Origin of the sequence: Bradyrhizobium sp. UBA2491, assembly GCF_002341725.1 — a bacterium.
In the GTDB taxonomy this organism is placed as follows: domain Bacteria; phylum Pseudomonadota; class Alphaproteobacteria; order Rhizobiales; family Xanthobacteraceae; genus Bradyrhizobium.
Map to the genome: position 1 here is coordinate 100,473 of NZ_DDOP01000030.1, position 21,216 is coordinate 121,688.

A 21,216-nucleotide genomic window follows, 5' to 3' on the forward strand; every position below is an offset into this window, starting at 1 on the left:
TTTTCGAGCGAAGTGGATACCGGTTCGCGTGAAGAAAACGCGTCAAGACTAGAACCTGGAGCCCCGTTCCGATCCCATCGGAACGGCAAAGGCTCTAATGCGTCGGTCGCGCGATATCCGGCAGCAGGCAGATATCACCGATGGTGTCCACCGACGCATTGGCGGCGCCCGGCGCGTTGGCCGCCTGCTTCTGACCCGGCTTGATGGCGGCGGCGGGCGGGACGGCGCCGGTGGTTTTTTGGGCCTGCGACGGCGCCGATTTGGGCGCGGCTCCCTTTGGCGCCGTGCCGGCCGCGGCCGGGTTGCCCGCGACGCTCATCGGGATCGGCGGACCGACGCGGGTCCAGGTCTCGCCGCCGCACAGGAAGCCCAGCACGCAACCCTGGATCTCGAGCTGATCAGTGCCGACTGGCTTGATGGTCGAGCTGTAGAGCTGGCCGTCCTTGGCATTGTAGACCTGACCTTCCCACGCATCGGCGCCGACCTTCTTCTTCATGTCGATCAGGATCGGCATGCCGAGGGTGGGCCTGCTTTGCTTGGCCGGATCAGGATTGTTCTTATCCTTGCCGCCGGGGGTTTTTTCCCAGGACACCGCACCCCACATGTTGCCATTGCACTGGGCGACACGGATGGTGGCGACACCGTCCGCGACCTTCCAGTCGCCGGTGGGGTCCGCTGCAAGCGCCGGTGAAACTACGGTGGCCAAAAATAAACCTGAAAAGGCTATTGTACGTGCGAATGTTCTTGGGCAGTGCAACATGGTCCAAACCTGTGCTTAACTTGACGATCCGAGCGGGGGTCAAAACGCCGCTATCGAGCGTTTTAAGTTGACGAGATGGCCATCAACCGACGTATGTAACGAATGGTAAGTTCCAATTTAGACGTTTCCGAGATTTTTGTGGAGCGCGAGGGGCAACGTGGTGCCATGCACACGCGTCACCTCAACGAGCAGCTCGTTCGCGTTCTCAAGACCATCGGCTACGACGTCGGCTTCCAGAAGGGGCAAGGCCAATACCTCTTCGATCGTCAGGGGGCTCGTTACCTTGACCTATTAAGCGGATTTGGCGTTTTTGCGATTGGCCGCAATCATCCGGCCCTGCGCGAGGCGCTGAAGAGCGTGCTCGACGCCGATCTGCCGAATCTGGTGCAGCTTGACGTCTCCACGCTTGCGGGTGTGCTCGCGGAACGCCTGCTGGAACATGTTCCATACCTGGACAAGGTGTTTTTCGCCAATTCCGGCGCCGAAACCGTCGAGGCCGCGATCAAGTTCGCGCGCGGCGCCACCGGCCGTCCTGGCATCGTCTATTGCGGGCATTCGTTCCACGGCCTGTCCTACGGCGCGTTGTCGCTGACCGACGACACGAATTTCCGCAGCGGCTTCGAGCCGCTGCTGCCGGGCTGCACGCCGATTCCGTTCAACGATCTTGAGGCGCTGGAGAAGGCGCTGTCGTCGCGCCAGGTCGGCGCCTTCATCGTCGAGCCGATCCAGGGCAAGGGCGTCAACATGCCCACCGACGAGTTCCTGCCGGGCGCGCTGGCGCTGTGCCGCAAATACGGCACGCTGTTCATCGCCGACGAGATCCAGACCGGCATCGGCCGCACCGGAAAATTCCTCGCGATCGAGCATTGGGGCATCGAGCCCGACATGGTGCTGCTCGCGAAGGCGCTGTCCGGCGGCCATGTGCCGATCGGTGCGCTGCTGACGCGCAAGAACATCTTCGACAAGATCTTCAACCAGATGGATCGCGCGGTCGTGCACGGCTCGACCTTCGCGAAGAACGATCTGGCGATGGCCGCCGGGATCGCGACGCTTGATGTCATCAAGGCCGAGAGGCTGGTCGAGAACGCCGCCAAGCGCGGCGCCGAGCTCCGCCTGGCGCTGACGCGCATGGTGCCCGGCTATGAGCTGATGAAGGAGGTCCGCGGCAAGGGCTTGATGATCGGCGTCGAGTTCGGTCCGCCGAAATCGCTGCGGCTGAAGGCGTCGTGGAACCTGCTGGAGACCGCCAACAAGGGCCTGTTCTGCCAGCTGATCACGGTGCCGCTGTTCAAGGATCACAAGATCCTGACCCAGGTCGCCGGCCACGGCCTGCACACCATCAAGTTGCTGCCGCCGTTGACGATCACCGAGGAGGACAGCAGCTGGATCGAGAAGTCGTTCGACGACGTGATCGCCGGCAGCCACAAGGTCCCCGGCGCGATCTGGTCGCTCGGCAAGACCTTGGTCGACAACGCGGTGCGCAAGTCGGCTTGAGAATGGTAGGGCGGGTTAGGCGAAGCCGTAACCCGCCATTTGTTTGCAATCGGCCCGGTGGATTACGCCTTCGGCTAATCCAATCTACAAATCACCCCTCCTTGTTCGCCCGCATCGCGGTCTCGAACTTGTCGCCGAACTCGTTCAGCTCGTCGGCGCCGATATCGCTGACCGCCCAGTAGTTCAGGCCGCGGTCGCTCCAGCTGCGGATATTGAAGCCTTGCAGGGTCGTGATCTTCGAGGGCTTGCGCTCGGTATTCGCGGTCTGCGCCACGAACAGGTTGATGACGTGCTGGCGGCGTTTGTAGACCACGGCGCCGATCTCGCGGGCGTTGACATAGTCGAGCCGGCCGCCGATCAGCGTAAAGCCTTGCGCGGTGAGGTCGATCACCGGCGGCGAAACGTCGAGCTTGCCGTTGAACCAGGGCTTCACCGTATGCTGGTCGGTCGAGACCACGTCGATCAGGTGGCCGGCTTGCAGCGAGCGCAGATGCGCCGACACCACCTCGTTCTCGATGCGCTGCTCGTCGTCATTGCGCATCACGATCGCGATCAGACCGGTCGCCGCCATCGCCGATACCGCCGAGCCCATCGCAAAGCCGCGCAGCACCGAGCGCCGGCTCGGGGTCGCCTGCGTCTGCGGTTGCGGCAGCGCCTTCTCGATCTTGCGGCGCAGCTCGAGCGGCGCCTTGTAGCGCACGTCGCTCTCGGCGATCGCCTGGCGGATCTCCTGATACTCCTTCGTCAGCGCGGCACAATGCGCGCATCCTTCGATATGGGCTTCCACTTCGCGTGCATGGCCGGCGTCGAGTTCGCCGTCGATCAGCGCGTGGATCAGCACTTCGGCTTCCTCGCAGGTCATTTCACTTGCTCCTGTTCCGCGAGCCAGGCCGATCGCAGCATGGCGCGGGCGCGCGCGAGGCGGGACATCACGGTGCCGACCGGCACGGCGGCGACATCGGCGATCTCGCGGTATGATAGATTCTGGATTTCCCTGAGCACGAAGGTCTCGCGGAACGGCTCGGCAAGTGCCGCGACCAGCTTGCGCACGGTGTCGCCGTCGAAGCGGCGCAGCAGCTGCTTTTCCGGCGTCTCGGGGGCTTCATTCCACATCGGGGCCTGGTCGCCGCCTTCGGGCAGCTCCTCGACCGCGGTGGGCGCGGTCTTGCGCCGCGCAAATTCGGCCCGGCAGACATTGCGCAAGATCGCGAACAGCCACGGCTTCATCGCAGGTCCCCGATAGCTGTCGAAGTGCTTGTAGGCACGCAGATAGCATTCCTGCACCGCGTCCTCGGCGTCGGCGGCATCGCGCAGCAGATAGCGCGCCAGCGTGTAGGCGTCATCGAGATAGGGCAGCGCGGCTTCGCGGAAGCGCCGCGCCTTTTCGGGATCGTCTTGCGGCGCGTTGACAACCATCGTGTCCTGCCCGGCATGTCGAGAGACGGCTTGTGCCCGGTCGGCGGCTGTGGGCCACCGGCCGGGCATGGTTGTGATTGTATGGGTGATCACGTTACCCAACCTTGATACTGCCTGTCATGTGCGGATGCAGCGAGCAGAAATACTTGTACTCGCCGGGCTCCGTGAAGGTGAACGAGAAGGTGCCGTCGGTATCCATGGTCTTGGAGCGGAATTTGCCCGCGCACACCACGGTGTGCGGGATGTCGTCGCGATTGGTCCAGGTCACGGTGGTGCCGACCTTCACGTCGAGCGGGTTCGGCGCGAACGAGAAGTTGTCGATATGGACCGCGACGTCTTCGGCGCGCGCCGCCGTGACCGGCAGCAGCATGGTTGCGACCACGGCGATGCCGAAGTCGCGTCGGTTGATCGAGCTCATCGGTCTCGTCCTCTAGCCCTTTGCCCTAGCCCTGCAGCGGCGTGTCGATGATCGCCAGCGGCTGGCTGTTCTGCTTGAAGTTGATGCTGGCGACGCCGAGCATGCTGCGCAGCTTGGCATCCTCGACCTTCATCGGGCCGGGCGAGGGCGCCGCACCCGGCGCCGGCTGCGGGAAGGCGGTCGACCGCGCGGTGTGGAAGGTGACGTTGCCCTCGACCTTCTGCATCACCTGGTGGATGTGGCCGTTGAGCACGGTGACCGAGCCGAAGCCCTTGACGTAATCCAGCGCGCGGGCGCCGTCCTCGGTGCCCCAGCCCCATTGCGGATAGACCGTCCACAGCGGGATGTGGGCGAACAGCACGATCGGGGTCGACTTCGAGCGGCCCTTGAGGTCGTTCTCCAGCCATTCGAGCTGCTCGTTGCCGAGATTGCCGAGGCCGCCGCCCTTGAGGTCGACGACGTTGACGAGGCCGACGAAGTGGACACCGCCGGCGTCGAACGAATAGTAGCCCGGGCCCTTGGTGCCCTTGCCATAGCGCTCCTTGTAGAGCTTGACCTCTTCGTCGATGAAGTCGTGCTCGCCCGGCACGTAATGCACGTCGAGCTTGGCCTGCGAGATGATGCGATCGGCGTCATCGAACTCCGACGCCTTGGACAGATGCGTGATATCGCCGGTGTGGATCATGAAGGACGGCTTGACCGGCATCGCGCGGACCTTGTTGATGGCCTCTTCCAGCGTGCCGATGGCGTTCGGGTTGGCCGGCTTGTCGAAGCCGACATGGCTGTCGCTGATCTGCATGAAGGTCATGCCGGTGGCTTCCGCAGCCTTGGCGGAGCCGACGATGCCGAGCGAATGCGGCACGCCGCCGGTGACGGTCCAGAGCACGCCGGTGCCGGCCCAGGTCATGCATTCCAGCACCTTGCGCCGGCTGACGCCTTTCTCCTCATCGTGGTGATTGTGATCGTGTCCGCTCATGACAAGTCTCCCGTGGGCCCAGGGATTGGGTTTCCGGGGGAGGTGATCGGTGAGCCCAGGGCTTTATTCCCGCGGCTTTGGAGAGGGGTGAGGGCAGGGATGACGATTTCGTGAAAACCATGAGAAGCCGACCGCGCGACCGGTGGCCGCAACGGCAAGATGCGCCATTGCAGGCACCGGGCTCGCGACGCTATCGACCAGTCAAACCCCTGATCGGTTGGAGCAAAACATGGTTGGCGTCACCGGTGGCTGTCACTGCGGCGAGATTCGTTACGAGGTGACCGGAACACCGGTCGTTCATGCGCTGTGTCACTGCACCGATTGCCGGCGCCATGCCGGCGCGCCAATGGTAGGCTGGGTGATGGTCGCCGACGATGCGCTCAAGGTGACCAAGGGGCAGCCCAGCATCTATCGATCCTCGGAGCATGGCCGGCGGCACTTCTGCGCGAGCTGCGGCACCGGGCTTTTCTATGCCAACGGCCATATGTTGCCCGGGTTCATCGACATTCAAAGCGGCACCTATGACGATCCCGGCGCGGTGCCGGCCACGATGCATATCCAGGTCGCGGAGCGGCTGCACTGGATGGAAACGGCGCACGAGCTGCCGTCGTTCGATCGCTTTCCGCCGACGGAATAACTGGCGCCTATGGATGCTGCGTCGACGAGGCGCGCACAAGGGCGATGCCGCGCAACGTAGATGAACGGCCGCAACAAAGCTGTCTTGCAACCGTCAGCATAATGTCAGCGCTCCTGCTTAGAGATGGCGGACTTCATTCGCCACACCGGGAGATCATCATGAGCGACCACGCAGGCGTTGAGCATCATCACAAGGCAGCCGAGCATCACGAGCACGCGGCGCATCATCACCGCGAAGCCGCCAAGCACCATGCCGCCGGCGACCATGAGAAGGCGGCACATCATGCCCACAGCGCCCATGGTCATGCCAGCCATGCCGAGCATCACCACACCGAAGCGAGCCGGCATCACGCCGAGCACCACGGCAAGCACCAATAAAAGTTCCAGTACTGCGTGAGTGGCTTCCGCCGTCCCCGTAAGGGGACGGCGCTTTCTTTTCGCCACTGCCGGCCTTTGGCTGGCCGTCGCGTCGACCTATCGTCTGATCAGAAGTGCGGAGACGGCGCTCGCCGCGCACAGGCATGCGACGATCGGAAAGATGATGGCGGTGTTGCCGGTGTGGTCCATGAAGCGCCCGATCAGGGGCTCGCCGATCCCGGCGCAGGCGTAGGAAATGAAATTCAGCACGCCGGTTGCGGTTCCGGCCAGGCGACGGCCGAAGATGTCGGGACAGAGCGCCCAGAATGACGATGCCGGACCGAACACGAAGAAGCCGCACAGGAACAGGCCGGCAATCCCGATCAGGCTGCCGTGGGGCACCAGCTCCATCGCCAGCGCGATGATCGCGGCGAGCACCATGTAGGAGATGATCGCGAGATAGCGCCGCGACTTGAACAGGACGTCGGAAATCCAGCTGTTGGTCGATGCGCCGAGCGCCATCCCGACCGGCAGCGCGACGGTGATCCAGACTGGATCGATCACGCTTGCGGTCGATTTCCAATTCGGCCCGAGGAAGTGGACGGGAACCCAGACCAGCAGGGCGTATCGTGCGGCATTCTGGAAGCCGATCGACAGGCCCGTCGCGTAGAGCCGCCAGTTCGAGAGCACCGCGCGATAGCGCGCGCCGCTGGTCGTGCTGTCGATCGCGCCGTCGACGTCCGCTTCCTCCGGAGATTTCTCGTCGGCCGGGCCTGTCAGGCCGAGATCCTCGGGGCGCTCGCGCACCACGAGGAACATGACGATGGCGCCGAACAGCATCAGGAACACCGACAGGCGGAAGATCCAGCGCCAATCGAACCCCAACGTGCCGAGAATGATGATCGGGACGAAGTAGGCCAGCACCGACGAGAAGCCGGACATGCCGACATAGAACGAATAGACGAAGCCGCGATGCCGGTGTCCCCACCAGTTCGACAGCAGCCGGCTGCCGGGTGCGAAGCCCATGGCCTGAAAATATCCGTTGAGACCCCAGGCCAGCAGCAGCACGATGAAGCCGTTGGCGAAGCTCGTGGCCCAGTTCGCGGCAAACGACAGCACCGCCCCGGCGAGCATCATGACGCGGCCGCCCCATTTGTCGCCGAGGTTGCCGTTGATCGACTGGCCCAGCGCATAGGCCCACAGCATCGATGCGCTGACCCATCCGAGCATCTCCTTGGAGAGCCCGAGTTCCTTCTGAATGCCGGGGATGGCAAAGCCGAAGGTCTGCCGTCCGAGGTAGTAGAAGAGATAGCAAAAGGAGACGCCGAGCAGCGCCGTCCATTTGTAGCGCCGATACATCTGCGTCGCAGCCGGCTCGGTTGCGAACGCCCGTGCAAAGGCCTGCCCTGTCTCGAGCATGGCGTATCCTCCCGTGTTTTATGTTTTGGTTTATTGCGCGCCGTTCAGCGCAAATTCGAAGATGTCGAAGTTGCGCATGCGCCTGGTCTCAGCGAGCTTCCGGTAGCTGTCGTTGACCGGGTGCGACAGGATGAACGGTACGATCTGCTCGCTCAGCCCGCCATGGGAGCGGAGGCGATGCCCGTCGAGCCCGCTGAGATCGTGCTCGGCCCGCGTCGAGCCGATCGTGGTGTGGGTGTCGCCGATGGCGACGAAATCGCCTTCGCGGTCGAGCGGCATCTGGTAGCGGCTCGCGGCGCTCGGCCCGTCGAGGACCAGCGCCACTCCCGGGATGCTCGCCGCGGTCTCCATCACTTCGGCCAGGGCGAGCCCCTTGCGCAGGTAGACGCGAACGAAGGAGCCGAGCGCGCCGTGATGCTTCACGAACGGGTCGGTGATCGGGCAGATCACGCGTGCCGCCTTGGCGCCGAAGCGCTGATTCAGCTCCTCCTCGAGGAACACCACGCGCGGTGTTCCGTCGGCGTTCGCCTTGTCGTTCATCCCGTGATCGGCGATCAGCCCGACGATGGCGCCGAGTTCGGCGATGCGGCCCACCTTCTGGTCGACCGCGCGGTGAAAGGCGTCGGCCTCGGCCTCGCCCGGGCCGTGCGCGTGCTGAACCAGATCGGACAGCGAGAGATAGAGCAGCTCCGCGCGATTCTGCTCGAGCAGCTTGATGCCCGCGTCGAGCACGAACAGCGACAGATCGGGACTGTACATGTCGGGGGTTTGTCGCCCGACCAGAGCCTCGACATGCTCGATGCCGTTCTCCGCGATGGTCGCGCTTCCGGCCTTTTCCGACGAGAAGCAGATGCCGCCCTCCATGCGGTGGCCGAGCATCTTGCGCAGCTTGTCCTTGGCGGTCACCGCGGCGACGCGGACGCCGGCGCGCGACATCTCGGCGAGGATGGTCGTCGCCCGCATCGGCGTCGCATCGACGATCATGATCTCCTTGCCGGTCTCGCGATCGAGATAATAGTTTCCGGAGATGCCATGCACCGCCGGCGGCGCGCCGGTCACGATGGAGACGTTGTTGGGATTGGTGAAGGTCGGCATCGCCGCGTCGGCGAGGGTGGCGAACCCGCTGTGCATCATCCGCGAAATGTTCGGGAACACTTGCCGCGCATCGGGGAAGTTGAGATAGCGCGGGTCGCATCCATCGAGGCAGATCACGACGGTGGGGCGCGTGGGCTTGCGGTAGCGACGCCCGTTGACTTCGATCATGGAGGCTCCTTGAGGCCAGGTCGGTGAGCGGTGGCCGGTAAGCGGTTTCGACGCGATCCTAGGAAGCGGCGTCTGGAATAAAAATTGAATAATTTACCGGTTCATGTAACTTTCATTCCCATGAAACTGCGCGACCTTCCGCTGGTGTCGCTCCGGACATTCGCCGTCGTGGCGGAGACCGGCGGGGTCGCCGCTGCGGCGGAGGCGCTGGGCGTCACCCACAGCGCAGTCAGCAAGCAGGTCAAGCTGCTCGAACGCTGGCTGGGCCAGGCGCTGTTCACGCTGGAGGGACGGCGGCTTGCGCTGACGCCATTCGGCCGGGTGTTGTCGCGTGAGGTTGGACGCGCGCTCGAGGATATTGCCGGTGCCTGCGCCCACGTACAGCGCCAGCGCGAGCGCCGCACGGTTACGATCGAGGCGCCGGCGACCTTTGCGATGTACTGGCTGTTGCCGCGCGTGAACCGCTATCGCGCGCAAAATCCGCGTACCGACGTGTGGGTCTCGACCCGGATGACCGGGCAGCCGCCGAATTTCTCGGCGCATGATCTCGTCGTGACGCGTGGCGAGGCCGCGGTGACGTCCTCGCGTCTCGACGAGCGAACGCTGCTGTTCCGTGAGGATCTCGCGGTGCTGACCTCGCCGGAATTGCTGGCGCGCAAGCCGCTCGCCAGGCCCGCCGATGTCAGGAGCCATCATTTGATCGAGTCGATGACCCGCCCGCAGGAATGGGCGGCATGGCTGAAGCACGTCGGCGTCAGCGATGCCTTCATCGCCGGCGGACATCGCTTCGATCATTTGTTCGTGGCGATCCAGGCGGTCAAGGATGGGCTTGGATCGGTGGTAGCGCCGCAGAACGTGTTGCAGGAGGCGATCGCGAGTCGTGATCTGGCAAGTCCGTTTCCGGAGCTGAACTTTCCCGGCGAATCCTATTTCTGCTATGGCGCGGCGGGCGGCATCGATCCCGCGACACAGAAGTTCAGGGACTGGCTGGTCCAGGAAGCGCGCACGCAAGCGAAAGCGGCGCCGACGACGCGGCGCTTCGGAGCCCGACGTCCGCCGCCTCGGCCGGGATCGAAGCGCCGGTCCTAGAGCTCGGTCCGGCTGCCGATCTCGACCAGCGAGCCGTTCGGAATCCTGAAGCGGTCGATCGCGTGTGCGGAGTTTCGCGCCATAAATGCGAACAGCGCGATCTGGAACCGGGCCAACGGATTGCGGCGCTTGCGGCTGAGCGGATCGTGGCGCTCGACAAAATAGGTCGTATCCTCCTGCATCGGCACTCCGATCTGCTTTGCGTTCGCCAGGACCGCCGGCAAATCGGGTATCTCGACAAAGCCGAAATGCACCGAGATGTGCCAGACGCCTTCGCAAAGCTGCTCGCAGCGGATGCGATCGGAGGGGCGGATACGGGGCACGCTTTCAAAGGTGGCCGTCAAGGCGATCGCCGTCTGATGCAGCGAATGGGCTTGCCTGACGTAGTTGACGATGATCGGGGGAATGCGGTGGCTCAGCCGCGTGAGGAAGATCGCGGTCCCCGGTACGCGCGCGATGTGCTGGTCGCGCAGGCCGGCGAAGAACGCATCGATATGCTCCGACTGGGCCATGCTTCGCCGGTGCAGCGCATCGAGGCCGAAATGCCAGGTGACCATGATGCCGAACAGCAGTGCGCCGAACAGCAGCGGAATCCAGCCGCCTTCTTCGATCTTGAAGAGATTGGCAAGAAAGAACGCAAGATCGACCGTGAGCAGCACGCCGGTGAGCGAGGTCGCTCGCGCCGCGCTCCAGCCCCATCTTCGCCGCATCACCTGGTAGAGCAGGGCAGTGGTCAGGACCATGGTGGTGGAAACGGCCGCGCCATAGGCGCCGGCGAGGCGGTCAGAGCTGCCGAAGCCGATCGTCAGTGCGACGGTCAGGCACATCATGGTCCAGTTCACGAACGGCACATAGATCTGGCCGTATTCCTCGGCCGATGTCTGGTTGATCCGGACGCCCGGAAACCACCCGAGCTGCATGGCCTGGCGAGTCATCGAGAATGAACCGGTGATGATGGCCTGGCTGGCGATGATGGTCGCCAGCGTCGCCAACGCCACCAACGGGTAGATCGCCCAGACCGGCGCGAGCTTGAAGAACGGGTTGGCGCCGGGATCGGGCGAGGCGATGAAGTTGCCGACCTGCCCTGCATAGTTGAGGACGAGAGCAGGCAGCACGAAGCCATACCAGGCGAGCCGGATCGGCGTGCGGCCGACATGCCCCATGTCGGCGTAAAGCGCTTCGCCGCCGGTGAGCGCGAGGAAGACGCCGCCGAGCAGGGTGAAGCCGAGCAGGCCGTGGGTCGTCAGCAGCAGGATGCCGTGCATGGGATTGAGCGCGCGCAGCACCTCGGGGTGCCGCACCAGCGAGGTGACGCCGAGCAGCGCCATAGTCAGGAACCAGAGCAACATCACCGGACCGAACGCCTTGCCGATGGTCGCGGTCCCGTGCCGCTGCAACGCGAACAACCCGATCAGGATCGCAACCGCGATCGGCATCGTGTACGGCTTGAAGGCCTCGGTCGCGACGTTGAGGCCTTCGACCGCGCTCAGCACCGAGATCGCCGGCGTGATGATGCCGTCGCCATAGATCAGGGCGGCGCCGAACAGCCCCAGCGTCACCAGCCAGCGTCCGCGACCGGACCAGCGTGCGCCGGTCAGCGCCATCAGCGCCAGGATGCCGCCTTCGCCGTGATTGTCGGCGCGCATGACAAAGATGCAGTATTTGACCGAGATCGTGATGATCAGCGCCCAGACGATCAGCGAGAGCGAGCCGAGGGCTGCCTCCGGCGTGAAGCCGCCTCCCATCAAATGGACGATCGTCTGAAGCGTGTAGAGCGGGCTGGTCCCGAGGTCGCCGTACACGATGCCGAGCGCGAGCAGGATGCTGGTCGGGCCCGGCGGTTGCTCGAACCGGCGGTGCGCTTCACCCTCGAATCCGGTCGTGTCGTTCAGGGCCGAAACTGTCGAAGACGGCATCCGGTCTCACCCTCGTCGTCGCGCGCCGCGCAGGAGGGTCGCTGCCCGCCGACAGATCACCTGATTACAACGGCGATGCAGCCGGATCGTTGCGTCGGCTGTCATCGGTCTGTGCGGCAAACGCCCGGAGCGCCGTAACCATCAGCTCCGGTGCCTCCTGGGCGACGCAATGCCCAACGCCGTCGAACCTCCAGCGGCTGGCGTGCGGGATCAGGGCCGCAGCGCGATCAGCCATCTCCTTGTAGACCGGCCACGACTGCTCGGCAGTCGCGATGCGGACCGGGCAGGCGATCTCGGAGATCCACGGGAACGGATTGCCGCGAGAATCGCCGGCGTAGATCTGCTCCATGGCCTGCATGATCGGCAGCAGCAACGCCGCCTCGATCTCCGGCGTGCAGCGCAGCCGCATGCGACCGTCGTCGAGCGTGGCAAAGCCGTGATGGACATAGGACCACAGCGATGGTTCGGTCCACGGCGCGAATGCCGGTGCCAAGCGCAATCGCTGGAACAGGCCGTCGGCGCTGTCGAACTCGGCCCGTCGCCGCAGCGTGCCTTGCACCGACGCCTTGGACATCTCGCTCAGGTCCGCGGCGCGCGGCGCGCGCGGGTCCATTACGGTCGGCTCCGTCACGAACAGACGCGCGAAGCGATCCGGCATCAACTTCGCTGCCAGCAGCAGATCAGTCGCGCCGGCGCTGTGGCCGATGCCGTAGATGTCGTGCAGATCGAGGCCATCCACCACGTTGCAGACGTCGTCGGCAAAGTCCTCGAAGTGATAGCGGTCGGCAGGCGGCTTATGGCTCAGGCCATGGCCGCGGCGGTCGATGGCATAGACAGTGTAGTCGGTGGCCAGCGCCTCCGCCACTTCAGCCCAGACTTCGGCGACAAAGCCGGTGCCGTGCAACAGCAGCGCGACTGGCTTGCCCGTGGCCGGCTCGCCCCATCGCGCCACCGCGACCTCTCCGTCGGGATCGCCAACCAGAATGCGCGTCGGGGCGTTCATCGTTCTATCGTGCATCCCCGAGGATCATCGTGGCGCCCTTCTCCGCGATCATCGCGGTCGGCGTGTTGGTGTTGCCGGAGGTGATGGTGGGCATCACGGAGGCATCGGCGATGCGCAGGCCGTGCAGTCCGTAGAAGCGCAGGCGCTCATCGACCACGGCCATCGGGTCGTTGGCGGTGCCCATCTTCGCGGTGCCGACGGGATGGAAGATCGTGGTGCCGATGTCGCCGGCAGCCTTGGCAAGCGAGGCGTCGTCGTCGCCGACCGAGGGACCGGGCAGAAACTCCTCGGGATGATATTTCTCCAGCGCCTGCTGCTTCATCAATCTGCGCGTGGTGCGGATGGCGTCGGCCGCGACCTGGCGGTCGTCGTCGGTCGACAGATAGTTCGGTGCGATCGACGGCTTGTCGTCGGGTGCGGTCGAGCGGATTCGTACTGTGCCGCGCGAGGTCGGTTGCAGGTTGCAGGCGCTCACCGTGATCGCCGGGAAACGATGCAGCGGATCGCCGAACTTGTCGAGCGACAGCGGCTGCACGTGGAACTGGATGTTGGCGCGTGAGCGCGTCGCATCCGAGCGCGTGAAGATGCCGAGCTGCGACGGCGCCATGGTCAGCGGGCCGCGGCGGCGGAATGCATAGTCGAGGCCCATCAGGCCGCGCCGCACCAGGTTGTAGTAGGTCTCGTTCAGCGTGCGCACGCCGGAGACCTTGTAGATCGCGCGCTGTTGCAGATGGTCCTGAAGATTGTGGCCGATGCCCTGGACGTCGGCGACGATGTCGACGCCTAGCGGCGACAGCCATTCGGCCGGGCCGATACCGGAACGATGCAGCACCTGCGTGGTTCCGATCGAGCCGGCGCAGAGGATCACCTCGCCCTTGGCACGGGCTTCGACGGTCTCGTTGCCCTGGCGGAACAGCACGCCGGCGGCTCGGCCGCTCTCGATGATCAGGCGGTCGACCAGCACATTGGTCTCCAGCCTGAGATTGCCGCGGTTCAGCACCGGCTTGAGGAAGCCGCGCGCCGACGACCAGCGTCGGCCGCGCTTCTGGTTGACGTGGAAGTAGCTGCTGCCCTCATTGTCGCCGGTGTTGAAATCCGGAATCCGCTTGATGCCCATTTCTTCCGCGGCATCGCCGACCGCGTCGAGGATCTGCCACGACAGCCGCGGCGCTTCGATGCGCCAGCCGCCGCCGGCACCGTGGTGCTCGCTCTCGCCGAGGAAGTGATCCTCCAGCCGCTTGAACGCCGGCAGCACGTCGTCGTAGCTCCAGCCGGTGAGGCCGAGCTGTCGCCAGTGGTCGTAATCCGCGGCCTGGCCGCGCATCGAGATCATGGCGTTGATCGCCGACGAGCCGCCGATCACCTTGCCGCGTGGATAGGCGAGCGCGCGGCCGTTGAGGCCGGGCTCGGCCTCGGTCTTGAACATCCAGTCCGAGCGCGGATTGCCGATCGCGAAGAGATAGCCGACCGGAATGTGAAACCAGATCCAGTTGTCGGTGCCTCCGGCTTCCAGTAGCAGCACGCGCTTCTTCGGATCCGCCGACAGGCGGTTGGCCATGATGCAGCCGGCGGTGCCTGCGCCGACGACAATGTAGTCGAAATCACCCTCGAGCCTTCGCGGCATATCCTCGTTCCCGGCAAGCGTCTTTTGTTATCTGTCTATTAGTCAGACGCGGCCGGTCGAGACAAGCCCGGCGGTGGATAGGGCGGCCTGCGCCGGACGATCAGGGACGGCCCGGCTTGGCTGCTTCGGCGAAGCCGTGTCGATTCGACGACAATCGTCGATGCCGGCGAGGCCGGGCAGCGATGCGGCCAAGGTCTGGCGCAGCATGCGCTGGTATGCCAATTTGACTGCGCCAACTCGCAGGAGGACAGCCATGCGAACCCATATCGTCGCCGCACTTTTCGCTATCGCAATGGTCACAAGTGCAAACGCCGCGATCCGCGAGGAGCCGGTCTCCTATTCGGACGGCGAGACCACGATGAAGGGCTTCGTGGTCTATGACGACGCGAGCGCGGCCAAGCAACCCGGCATCGTGATGGTGCATGAATGGTGGGGCATCACCAAGCATATCCATGACGAGGCGCGGAATTTCGCACAGCAAGGCTATACGGTCCTGATCGCCGACATGTATGGCGACGCCAAGACCGCGGATAATCCGAAGGACGCCGGTGCGCTGTCATCCTCGGTGATGAAGAGCCCGTCGGTAATGGAGGTGCGTTTCAACGCTGCGCGGTCGCAACTTGCCAAGCAGGCCTCGGTCGATCCCAAGCGGATCGGTGCGGTCGGCTACTGCTTCGGCGGCGCGGTGGTGCTGAACATGGCGCGTGCCGGCGCCGATCTCGCCGCGGTAGCCGGGTTCCACGCGTCGCTTGGCCTCAATACGCCCGCACCGGCGCCGGGTACCGTCAAGGCCAAGGTTCTGATCATGAACGGTGCGGACGATTCCTTCGTGAAGCCGGAGCAGTACGCTGCGCTGAAGAAGGACTTTGATGCCGCGAAGGTCGAGTATCGGATCATCGAATATCCCGGCGCAGTGCACGCCTTCACCAATCCGGAAGCCACTGAGCTCGGCAAGAAGTTCAACATTCCGATCAGGTACGACGCCAAGGCGGATCAGGAATCCAAGGCCGAGGCTGCCAAGTTCTTTGCCGCTGACCTGAAGAAATAACCAAGGCCAACCGCGGTCGCGCGCGAGCAGCAACCCACGATTACGGCAGCGGCGCCATGTAGGGGATGCTGGCCACCAGCGCGAACACCTGGACCGCATTGCACAGCATGCCGCCCCAATGCAGGTGGCGCAGTCGCCGTACGGCGGTGGGATCTCCCAAGTCTCTCGCATCCGCCTCGGCATCGAGCCGCCGCAGGAACCATCGGCGTGCCAGCACCGCGAATCCTGCGATCAAGGCGATGCAGAGTGCGACCGCTGGCCGGCCGGCTGCGGCAAAGGCGAGTGTCCCGATTGCGCCGGATACGGTCAGTACCAGGAAGTAGGCATTGAACATGCCGCGCAGCAGCCGGGTGACCGGCGGGAGGTCGAGCTTCACGAGCAGGAAGGCCGGCGCCGCCAGCAGGAAATAGCCCATCGGCACCAGCAGGATGATGGTGGAAAACAACACCGCTTGATCCGGCGTCATGCAGCCGATCCCTTGATTTTGGTTCAGGCGGAAAGCTCAAACAGTATCCGCACCGGATATTTCCTGCACCATTATGCTTTGGTCGGATGCGATCATCGTCTCGGTGCACCCGGTGATAACTCATCCGGCGATCGATGCCTTCGACGGCATCCAGTCGGCCGGCTCTGCATTTGCCGCGCTGCGGGGCCCAGTCTGAAGCATGTCACATCTGTTGGGTGGACCGGCTCTTGCATGCTAGTGGTAATCCACGTTCAACCTCCGAGGCCAGAATTCTCATGCCCATCGTCAACCGCGTCGCCGATCTGCAACCCGATATCCAGGCCTGGCGCCGCGACATCCATGAAAACCCCGAACTGCTGTACGACGTGCACCGCACTGCATCATTCGTGGCCGACCGTCTGCGGGAATTCGGCTGTGACGAGGTCGCGACCGGGCTCGGCAAAACCGGCGTGGTCGGGGTCATCAAGGGCAAGAAGGGGCCGGCCAAGGGCGACGTCAAGGTGATCGGCCTGCGTGCCGACATGGATGCGCTGCCGATCCACGAGGAAACCAACCTGCCTTACGCCTCGAAGACGCCGGGCAAGATGCACGCCTGCGGCCATGACGGCCACACCGCGATGCTGCTCGGTGCCGCGCGCTACCTCGCCGAGACACGCAATTTCGCCGGCGATGCGGTGGTGATCTTCCAGCCCGCCGAGGAGGGTGGCGCCGGAGCTGCCGCGATGATCAAGGACGGCCTGATGGACCGCTTCGGCATCGAGCAGGTCTACGGCATGCACAACGGTCCGGGGATTCCGATCGGCTCGTTCGCGATCCGCACCGGCCCGATCATGGCCGCGACCGACGCGATCGACATCAAGATCGAGGGGCTCGGCGGTCACGCGGCGCGGCCGCACAAATGCATTGATTCCGTGCTGGTCGGCGCGCAGCTCGTCACCGCGCTGCAACAGATCGTCGCGCGCGCCGTGGACCCGCTCGACTCCGCGGTGATCTCGATGTGCGAATTCCACGCCGGCAATGCCCGCAACGTGATCCCGCAGACCGCCGAGCTGCGCGGCACCGTGCGCACGCTGACCAAGGAGGTGCGCGATCTGATCGAGAAGCGCGTGCGCGAGGTGGTGGATGGTGTTGCGAAGATGACCGGCGCCAAGATCGACCTGACCTATGAGCGCGGCTATCCGGTCACCGTCAATCACGAAGCGCAGACCGAATTCGCGAGCCGGATCGCACGTGATGTCGCGGGCGCGTCCAACGTGCACGAAATGCCGCCGCTGATGGGCGCCGAAGACTTCTCCTATATGCTGGAGTCGCGGCCCGGCGCCTTCATCTTCTGCGGCAATGGCGACAGCGCCGGCCTGCATCACCCCGCCTACAATTTCAACGACGAGGCGATCGTGTTCGGCACCTCGTATTTCGTGAAGATCGTGGAGAACGCGCTGGCGGCTTGAGGCAGAGAGCCGTCGCGCTTTCGGCCGTCATTGCGAGGAGCGAGGCGAGGAAGCAATCCATATCTCCGCTTGCAGTGCGATGGATTGCTTCGCGGAACCTGTCATAGGGCGACGCTGGGTGCCGACCCGTTGGCTCGCAATGGCGGGTTTCCTCTCGGTTGGGAGGTGCGTCCCTCACGCATCCCATCGCACCGGCAACGATACCGGGCCGCGGAACACCCAGCCGCGGACGACGGGCGGAGCGTCTTCGCGCAAGCGCAGATTGCGCAGGCGTTCAAACAGCATCGGTGCCACGATCTTGCCGACGGTGAGCCGTGATACCCAGGTGCCGGCGCAGAAATGCGGGCCGGCGCCGAATGCCAGGTGCGATTGCTTGGGCCGCGTCACGTCGAAGCGATCGGGGTCGGCGAAGCGGTTGCTGTCGCGGTTGGCGGCGCCGACGCAGAGCCCGATCTGAAGGTTCTCGGGCAGCGTGGTGCCGGAGAGTTCGACATCGCGGGTGACGCGGCGCGGATACATGCCGATCGGCGAGATCCAGCGCACCGCTTCCTCGAGCGCGGCCGGCCATAGCTCCGGCCGTGCCAGCACGTTGTCTTTCTGCGCAGGGTTTTCCAACAGACCGAGCACCAGCGTCAGGATCGCGTCGCGCGGCTCGTTCAGCCCACCGCCGATGATCACCTTGATGTTGGCGCGGATGCCGTCGAGCGGCATCGGTGGATCGGCATTGATCATCGAGGACAGGATCGAAGGGTTCGGATGGCTGCGATGGTCATCGAGCACGGCGTCGATCGCGGCATCGACATCCGCGCTGGCCTGCATCGCCTTGCGCTCGACCTCGGCATCGGCGGCGTAATTGCCGGCGCCGTCGATCAAGGCTTGCGACCATTCGGCAAGGGTCTGCCACGGCATGTCGCGAAAGCCGATCATCGCCATCAGGCTGAGCGAGGCCATCGGCGCGGCGAGCGTTGCGAACAGATCGGCCTCGTCGGCAACCGACAGGTCGGCGATCAATCTTTCCGCGATCGCGGTGAAGATTGGCGCCCAATGCTCCTTGATCGTGGCCGGGCGGAACGAGGGCTCGATCGCCTTGCGGCCGATCGCGTGCTCGGAGCCGTCCTTGCGCATGAAGGTCGGCCCCATCACTCTGTTGACCAGCGAGCCGGGATTGTCGGCCGAGTAGGTCGCGGGCTCGCGCTCGATCCGCGTGATGTCGTCGAAACGGGTCACCAGCGTCAGCTTTGCGGGCTCGACATAGACGGCCGGCGCCAGCTCGCGCAGGCGGCGGAAGATCGGATAGGGGTCGTCGAGCAGGTCCTGATACGCGATGTTGGTGACGATTGGCACGGCGCTGGTCATGGGTCCTCCCGGGAGCGCTTTTTTGCCAAGGCTAGCGCCCGAAGCGAGATCGCTCAATTCGATGATGTCGATGAAAGTCATCGAAATATTGGATGACCGTGTGATAGGCTGGGCCGCGGGCAATGCGGGAGGTGAAGCGTGGCGGTCAGTTCATCGATCGATCCGATCGACATCGGGAGCTTGCGCACGCTGGTGCTGGTGTACGATTTGCAGTCGTTCTCCGCGGCCGCGAAGCGGCTCGACGTCAACCAATCCACTGTCAGCTATGCGGTCGAGCGGCTGCGCGGCGCGCTGCATGACCCGCTGTTCGTCCGCAACGGCAATGGCGTGACCGCCACCGAGCGCTGCGCGGCGCTGGTGGACTGGGCACGCGACATGATCGCCGAGATCGACGGACTGGCGGCACCGGCGGAATTCGATCCGGCGACGGCGCAGGGCAGCGTCACGATCTCCTGCAACTACCACGAACGCCAGACCCTGATCCCGCAGTTCAGCGTGCGGCTGCGCGCCGGCGCGCCGAAGGTTCGGCTCGTGCTGCTCGATGCCGCCGGCCATGGCGACATCCATCTCAAGCAGAACCAGTGCGACGTCGTGCTGGGTCCGGTCGGGATCATCGGCGAAAGTTTCTTCAGGCGCCATGTCCTCACCGACCACTATGTCTGCGTGATGGATCCGGCTAATCCGCTGGCGCGCGGCCGGATCGCGCTGCCGGCCTATGCCGGGGCCGCGCACGTCTTCATCACCCATAGCGGCGAATGGCAGCCGCTTTATCTGGAGGCGCTGAAGGCAAGGAAGGTCGAGATCGAGCCGGTGGTCAGCCTGCCGAACCATGACAGTCTGGAGCGCATCGTTGCCGGCACCAGGCTCGTCGCAACGATTCCGCATCACCTGGCGCGGGCGATGCGCGGCCGTCTGCATGTCGCGGCGCTGCCATTCCGCGTGCCGATCTCGATCGACATGTACTGGAGCGCCCGGACGGCCAGATCGGGCCTGCACAAATGGGCACGCGGGCTGCTCGCGGAGGAGGCGAGGGCCTACGCGGCCTGAGCCCACCTTGACGGCAAAAGGCCCGCACTTGACGTGCGGGCCTTTGTCCGGCGCGGGTCGTGCACCGAGAGCGGGTCGGTCTCAGAACACGTGGTAGAACACGTAGTACAGGATGCCCGAGAGGATCATCGCGGCCGGCAGGGTCAGCACCCAGGCCATCGCGATGTTGCGGATCGTCGCCCATTGCAGGCCGGAGCCGTTCGCCGCCATGGTGCCGGCGATGCCGGACGACAGCACGTGGGTGGTCGAGACCGGCAGGCCGTAACCGTCGGCCGCCGCGATCGTCGCCGCCGCCGTGATCTCGGCGCAGGCGCCCTGCGCGTAGGTCAGGTGGGTCTTGCCGATCTTCTCGCCGACGGTGACGACGATGCGCTTCCAGCCGACCATGGTGCCGAGGCCGAGCGCGATGGCGACGGCGAACTTCACCCAGCTCGGGATGAACTTCGTCGCGGCATCGAGCGAGCCCTTGTACTCGTTCAGCGTGGAGACGTCGGTCGCGCTCAGCTCGGCTTCCTTGTCCTTCATCAGGAGGCGGATCGCTTCCGAGGCGAGGTACATGTCGTTGCGGGTGTTGCCGACCACGTCAGCCGGGAACTTGGCCAGCGAGCCATACTGGGCGACCTGTTGGCCGATATCGCGGACCAGCACCGCCAGCGAAGGATAGGTGCCTTCATTGATCTGGTGCTGCGAGACGTAGTTGGTCACGGCCGGGCGCGGATTGCCGATCACGTTGTAACCGGCGGCCTTGCCCTCGATCACCTTGCTGGCCGCGGTCGAGTGCGAAGCGAACTGCTCGATCTGGCTCGCGGGCAGCGCGCGGTTCAGCGCATAGGCGGTCGGCACGGTGCCGATCAGGATCAGCATGATCAGGCCCATGCCCTTCTGGCCGTCATTGGAGCCGTGGAAGAAGCTGACCAGGGTGCAGGTCAGGATCAGGATGCCGCGGATCCACCACGGCGGCGGCTGGTCGCCGACCGGCTCGCCGAACAAAGCGGGCGTGGCACGCACCAGCACGGCCTTGAGGATGTAGAGCAGGCCAGCCGCCAGCACGAAGCCGAACAGCGGCGACAGCAGCAGCGCCTTGGCGATGTTGGCCGCCTGCGACCAGTCCACGCCGGAGGTGCCGTCGCGGCCGCGCAGCAGCGCGTTGGTGATGCCGACGCCCATGATCGAACCGATCAGGGTGTGCGAGCTCGAAGCCGGCAGGCCGAGCCACCAGGTGCCGAGATTCCAGATGATGGCGGCGATCAGCAGCGCGAACACCATCGCGAAGCCGGCGCTCGAGCCGACCTGCAGGATCAGCTCCACCGGCAGCAGCGACACGATACCGAACGCGACCGCGCCGCTGGAGAGCAGCACGCCGAACAGATTGAACAGGCCCGACCACACCACGGCGACATGCGCCGGCAGCGAGCGGGTGTAGATCACGGTGGCGACCGCGTTCGCGGTGTCGTGGAATCCGTTGACGAATTCGAAGCCG

Annotated in this window: 21 protein-coding genes; 6 read left to right on the forward strand and 15 right to left on the reverse strand. The window is 64.8% G+C overall.

The annotated features are described in order from the left end of the window. Positions 1–94 precede the first annotated feature (94 nt). Entirely contained in the window at positions 95–760 is a 666-nt protein-coding gene (locus B2W55_RS09110) for a DUF2147 domain-containing protein (RefSeq protein WP_024579449.1), read from the reverse strand. A 102-nt stretch (positions 761–862) separates the two neighbouring features. Here B2W55_RS09110 and hpnO point away from each other — a divergent pair, with 102 nt between their 5' ends. After that, a complete protein-coding gene (hpnO, locus tag B2W55_RS09115; protein ID WP_024579450.1) occupies positions 863–2,254 on the forward strand; it encodes an aminobacteriohopanetriol synthase HpnO in 1,392 nt (463 codons plus the stop codon). Between the two features lie 91 nt (positions 2,255–2,345). On the opposite strand, the gene B2W55_RS09120 is transcribed toward hpnO, so the two are convergent. From B2W55_RS09120 to B2W55_RS09135, 4 genes are all read right to left on the reverse strand, one after another. Further along, a complete protein-coding gene (locus B2W55_RS09120) occupies positions 2,346–3,116 on the reverse strand; it encodes an anti-sigma factor family protein (RefSeq protein WP_024579451.1) in 771 nt (256 codons plus the stop codon). Next, a complete protein-coding gene (locus B2W55_RS09125) occupies positions 3,113–3,670 on the reverse strand; it encodes a sigma-70 family RNA polymerase sigma factor (RefSeq protein WP_024579452.1) in 558 nt (185 codons plus the stop codon). The genes B2W55_RS09120 and B2W55_RS09125 overlap by 4 nt, the downstream gene beginning before the upstream one ends. A gap of 94 nt (positions 3,671–3,764) precedes the next feature. Continuing rightward, on the reverse strand, positions 3,765–4,088 hold the full coding sequence (locus B2W55_RS09130) for a cupredoxin domain-containing protein (protein WP_024579453.1): 324 nt from the start codon (positions 4,086–4,088) through the stop codon (positions 3,765–3,767). Positions 4,089–4,113: 25 nt separating this feature from the next. Then, complete coding sequence (locus B2W55_RS09135; RefSeq protein ID WP_024579454.1) at positions 4,114–5,064, reverse strand: metallophosphoesterase family protein; 951 nt, start codon at positions 5,062–5,064, stop codon at positions 4,114–4,116. 229 nt (positions 5,065–5,293) lie between these two features. Here B2W55_RS09135 and B2W55_RS09140 point away from each other — a divergent pair, with 229 nt between their 5' ends. After that, the gene (locus B2W55_RS09140) at positions 5,294–5,701 is read left to right on the forward strand and encodes a GFA family protein (RefSeq protein ID WP_024579455.1); all 408 of its coding nucleotides are present in this window, start codon (positions 5,294–5,296) and stop codon (positions 5,699–5,701) included. Between the two features lie 104 nt (positions 5,702–5,805). Here B2W55_RS09140 and B2W55_RS09145 read toward each other — a convergent pair whose 3' ends face one another. The 3 genes from B2W55_RS09145 to phnA form a co-directional block, all read right to left on the reverse strand. Next, positions 5,806–6,075 (reverse strand): hypothetical protein, encoded by a 270-nt coding sequence (locus B2W55_RS09145; RefSeq protein ID WP_029878829.1) that lies wholly within the window; start codon positions 6,073–6,075, stop codon positions 5,806–5,808. A 99-nt stretch (positions 6,076–6,174) separates the two neighbouring features. After that, positions 6,175–7,476: an MFS transporter gene (locus tag B2W55_RS09150; protein WP_029878830.1), complete on the reverse strand. Its 1,302-nt coding sequence runs from the start codon at positions 7,474–7,476 to the stop codon at positions 6,175–6,177. Positions 7,477–7,506: 30 nt separating this feature from the next. Continuing rightward, a complete protein-coding gene (gene phnA, locus B2W55_RS09155; protein ID WP_024579458.1) occupies positions 7,507–8,739 on the reverse strand; it encodes a phosphonoacetate hydrolase in 1,233 nt (410 codons plus the stop codon). A 120-nt stretch (positions 8,740–8,859) separates the two neighbouring features. Between phnA and B2W55_RS09160 the strand changes: the two genes are divergently transcribed. Next, complete coding sequence (locus B2W55_RS09160; protein ID WP_024579459.1) at positions 8,860–9,828, forward strand: LysR substrate-binding domain-containing protein; 969 nt, start codon at positions 8,860–8,862, stop codon at positions 9,826–9,828. On the opposite strand, the gene B2W55_RS09165 is transcribed toward B2W55_RS09160, so the two are convergent. The 4 genes from B2W55_RS09165 to B2W55_RS09180 form a co-directional block, all read right to left on the reverse strand. Further along, positions 9,825–11,744, reverse strand: coding sequence for a potassium transporter Kup (locus B2W55_RS09165; protein ID WP_024579460.1), 1,920 nt, complete (start codon positions 11,742–11,744; stop codon positions 9,825–9,827). The genes B2W55_RS09160 and B2W55_RS09165 overlap by 4 nt on opposite strands. A gap of 64 nt (positions 11,745–11,808) precedes the next feature. After that, a complete protein-coding gene (locus B2W55_RS09170) occupies positions 11,809–12,747 on the reverse strand; it encodes an alpha/beta fold hydrolase (protein WP_024579461.1) in 939 nt (312 codons plus the stop codon). 4 nt (positions 12,748–12,751) lie between these two features. Further along, positions 12,752–14,371: a GMC family oxidoreductase gene (locus B2W55_RS09175; RefSeq protein ID WP_024579462.1), complete on the reverse strand. Its 1,620-nt coding sequence runs from the start codon at positions 14,369–14,371 to the stop codon at positions 12,752–12,754. 42 nt (positions 14,372–14,413) lie between these two features. Then, complete coding sequence (locus B2W55_RS09180) at positions 14,414–14,578, reverse strand: hypothetical protein (RefSeq protein ID WP_160306721.1); 165 nt, start codon at positions 14,576–14,578, stop codon at positions 14,414–14,416. A gap of 46 nt (positions 14,579–14,624) precedes the next feature. Between B2W55_RS09180 and B2W55_RS09185 the strand changes: the two genes are divergently transcribed. Further along, positions 14,625–15,419, forward strand: coding sequence for a dienelactone hydrolase family protein (locus tag B2W55_RS09185; RefSeq protein ID WP_024579463.1), 795 nt, complete (start codon positions 14,625–14,627; stop codon positions 15,417–15,419). 40 nt (positions 15,420–15,459) lie between these two features. On the opposite strand, the gene B2W55_RS09190 is transcribed toward B2W55_RS09185, so the two are convergent. After that, positions 15,460–15,885 (reverse strand): hypothetical protein, encoded by a 426-nt coding sequence (locus B2W55_RS09190; protein ID WP_024579464.1) that lies wholly within the window; start codon positions 15,883–15,885, stop codon positions 15,460–15,462. A 275-nt stretch (positions 15,886–16,160) separates the two neighbouring features. On the opposite strand from B2W55_RS09190, the gene B2W55_RS09195 reads away from it, so the two are divergent. Beyond that, positions 16,161–17,333, forward strand: a complete 1,173-nt coding sequence (locus B2W55_RS09195) for a M20 aminoacylase family protein (RefSeq protein WP_024579465.1) — start codon at positions 16,161–16,163, stop codon at positions 17,331–17,333. Between the two features lie 174 nt (positions 17,334–17,507). Here B2W55_RS09195 and B2W55_RS09200 read toward each other — a convergent pair whose 3' ends face one another. Then, complete coding sequence (locus B2W55_RS09200) at positions 17,508–18,689, reverse strand: cytochrome P450 (protein ID WP_024579466.1); 1,182 nt, start codon at positions 18,687–18,689, stop codon at positions 17,508–17,510. A 138-nt stretch (positions 18,690–18,827) separates the two neighbouring features. On the opposite strand from B2W55_RS09200, the gene B2W55_RS09205 reads away from it, so the two are divergent. Continuing rightward, positions 18,828–19,736 (forward strand): LysR family transcriptional regulator, encoded by a 909-nt coding sequence (locus B2W55_RS09205; protein WP_024579467.1) that lies wholly within the window; start codon positions 18,828–18,830, stop codon positions 19,734–19,736. A gap of 81 nt (positions 19,737–19,817) precedes the next feature. On the opposite strand, the gene B2W55_RS09210 is transcribed toward B2W55_RS09205, so the two are convergent. Beyond that, the coding region (locus B2W55_RS09210; protein WP_291532213.1) for an inorganic phosphate transporter at positions 19,818–21,216 on the reverse strand (1,399 nt) is incomplete at its 5' end.

Excerpts from the sequence above, each read along its gene's own strand:
- B2W55_RS09110 (WP_024579449.1), bottom strand. The coding sequence starts at position 760 with ATGTTGCACTGCCCAAGAACATTCGCACGTACAATAGCCTTTTCAGGT.
- hpnO (WP_024579450.1), top strand. The coding sequence starts at position 863 with ATGGTAAGTTCCAATTTAGACGTTTCCGAGATTTTTGTGGAGCGCGAG.
- B2W55_RS09120 (WP_024579451.1), bottom strand. The coding sequence starts at position 3,116 with ATGACCTGCGAGGAAGCCGAAGTGCTGATCCACGCGCTGATCGACGGC.
- B2W55_RS09125 (WP_024579452.1), bottom strand. The coding sequence starts at position 3,670 with ATGGTTGTCAACGCGCCGCAAGACGATCCCGAAAAGGCGCGGCGCTTC.
- B2W55_RS09130 (WP_024579453.1), bottom strand. The coding sequence starts at position 4,088 with ATGAGCTCGATCAACCGACGCGACTTCGGCATCGCCGTGGTCGCAACC.
- B2W55_RS09135 (WP_024579454.1), bottom strand. The coding sequence starts at position 5,064 with ATGAGCGGACACGATCACAATCACCACGATGAGGAGAAAGGCGTCAGC.
- B2W55_RS09140 (WP_024579455.1), top strand. The coding sequence starts at position 5,294 with ATGGTTGGCGTCACCGGTGGCTGTCACTGCGGCGAGATTCGTTACGAG.
- B2W55_RS09150 (WP_029878830.1), bottom strand. The coding sequence starts at position 7,476 with ATGCTCGAGACAGGGCAGGCCTTTGCACGGGCGTTCGCAACCGAGCCG.
- phnA (WP_024579458.1), bottom strand. The coding sequence starts at position 8,739 with ATGATCGAAGTCAACGGGCGTCGCTACCGCAAGCCCACGCGCCCCACC.
- B2W55_RS09160 (WP_024579459.1), top strand. The coding sequence starts at position 8,860 with ATGAAACTGCGCGACCTTCCGCTGGTGTCGCTCCGGACATTCGCCGTC.
- B2W55_RS09165 (WP_024579460.1), bottom strand. The coding sequence starts at position 11,744 with ATGCCGTCTTCGACAGTTTCGGCCCTGAACGACACGACCGGATTCGAG.
- B2W55_RS09170 (WP_024579461.1), bottom strand. The coding sequence starts at position 12,747 with ATGAACGCCCCGACGCGCATTCTGGTTGGCGATCCCGACGGAGAGGTC.
- B2W55_RS09175 (WP_024579462.1), bottom strand. The coding sequence starts at position 14,371 with ATGCCGCGAAGGCTCGAGGGTGATTTCGACTACATTGTCGTCGGCGCA.
- B2W55_RS09180 (WP_160306721.1), bottom strand. The coding sequence starts at position 14,578 with ATGCTGCGCCAGACCTTGGCCGCATCGCTGCCCGGCCTCGCCGGCATC.
- B2W55_RS09185 (WP_024579463.1), top strand. The coding sequence starts at position 14,625 with ATGCGAACCCATATCGTCGCCGCACTTTTCGCTATCGCAATGGTCACA.
- B2W55_RS09190 (WP_024579464.1), bottom strand. The coding sequence starts at position 15,885 with ATGACGCCGGATCAAGCGGTGTTGTTTTCCACCATCATCCTGCTGGTG.
- B2W55_RS09195 (WP_024579465.1), top strand. The coding sequence starts at position 16,161 with ATGCCCATCGTCAACCGCGTCGCCGATCTGCAACCCGATATCCAGGCC.
- B2W55_RS09200 (WP_024579466.1), bottom strand. The coding sequence starts at position 18,689 with ATGACCAGCGCCGTGCCAATCGTCACCAACATCGCGTATCAGGACCTG.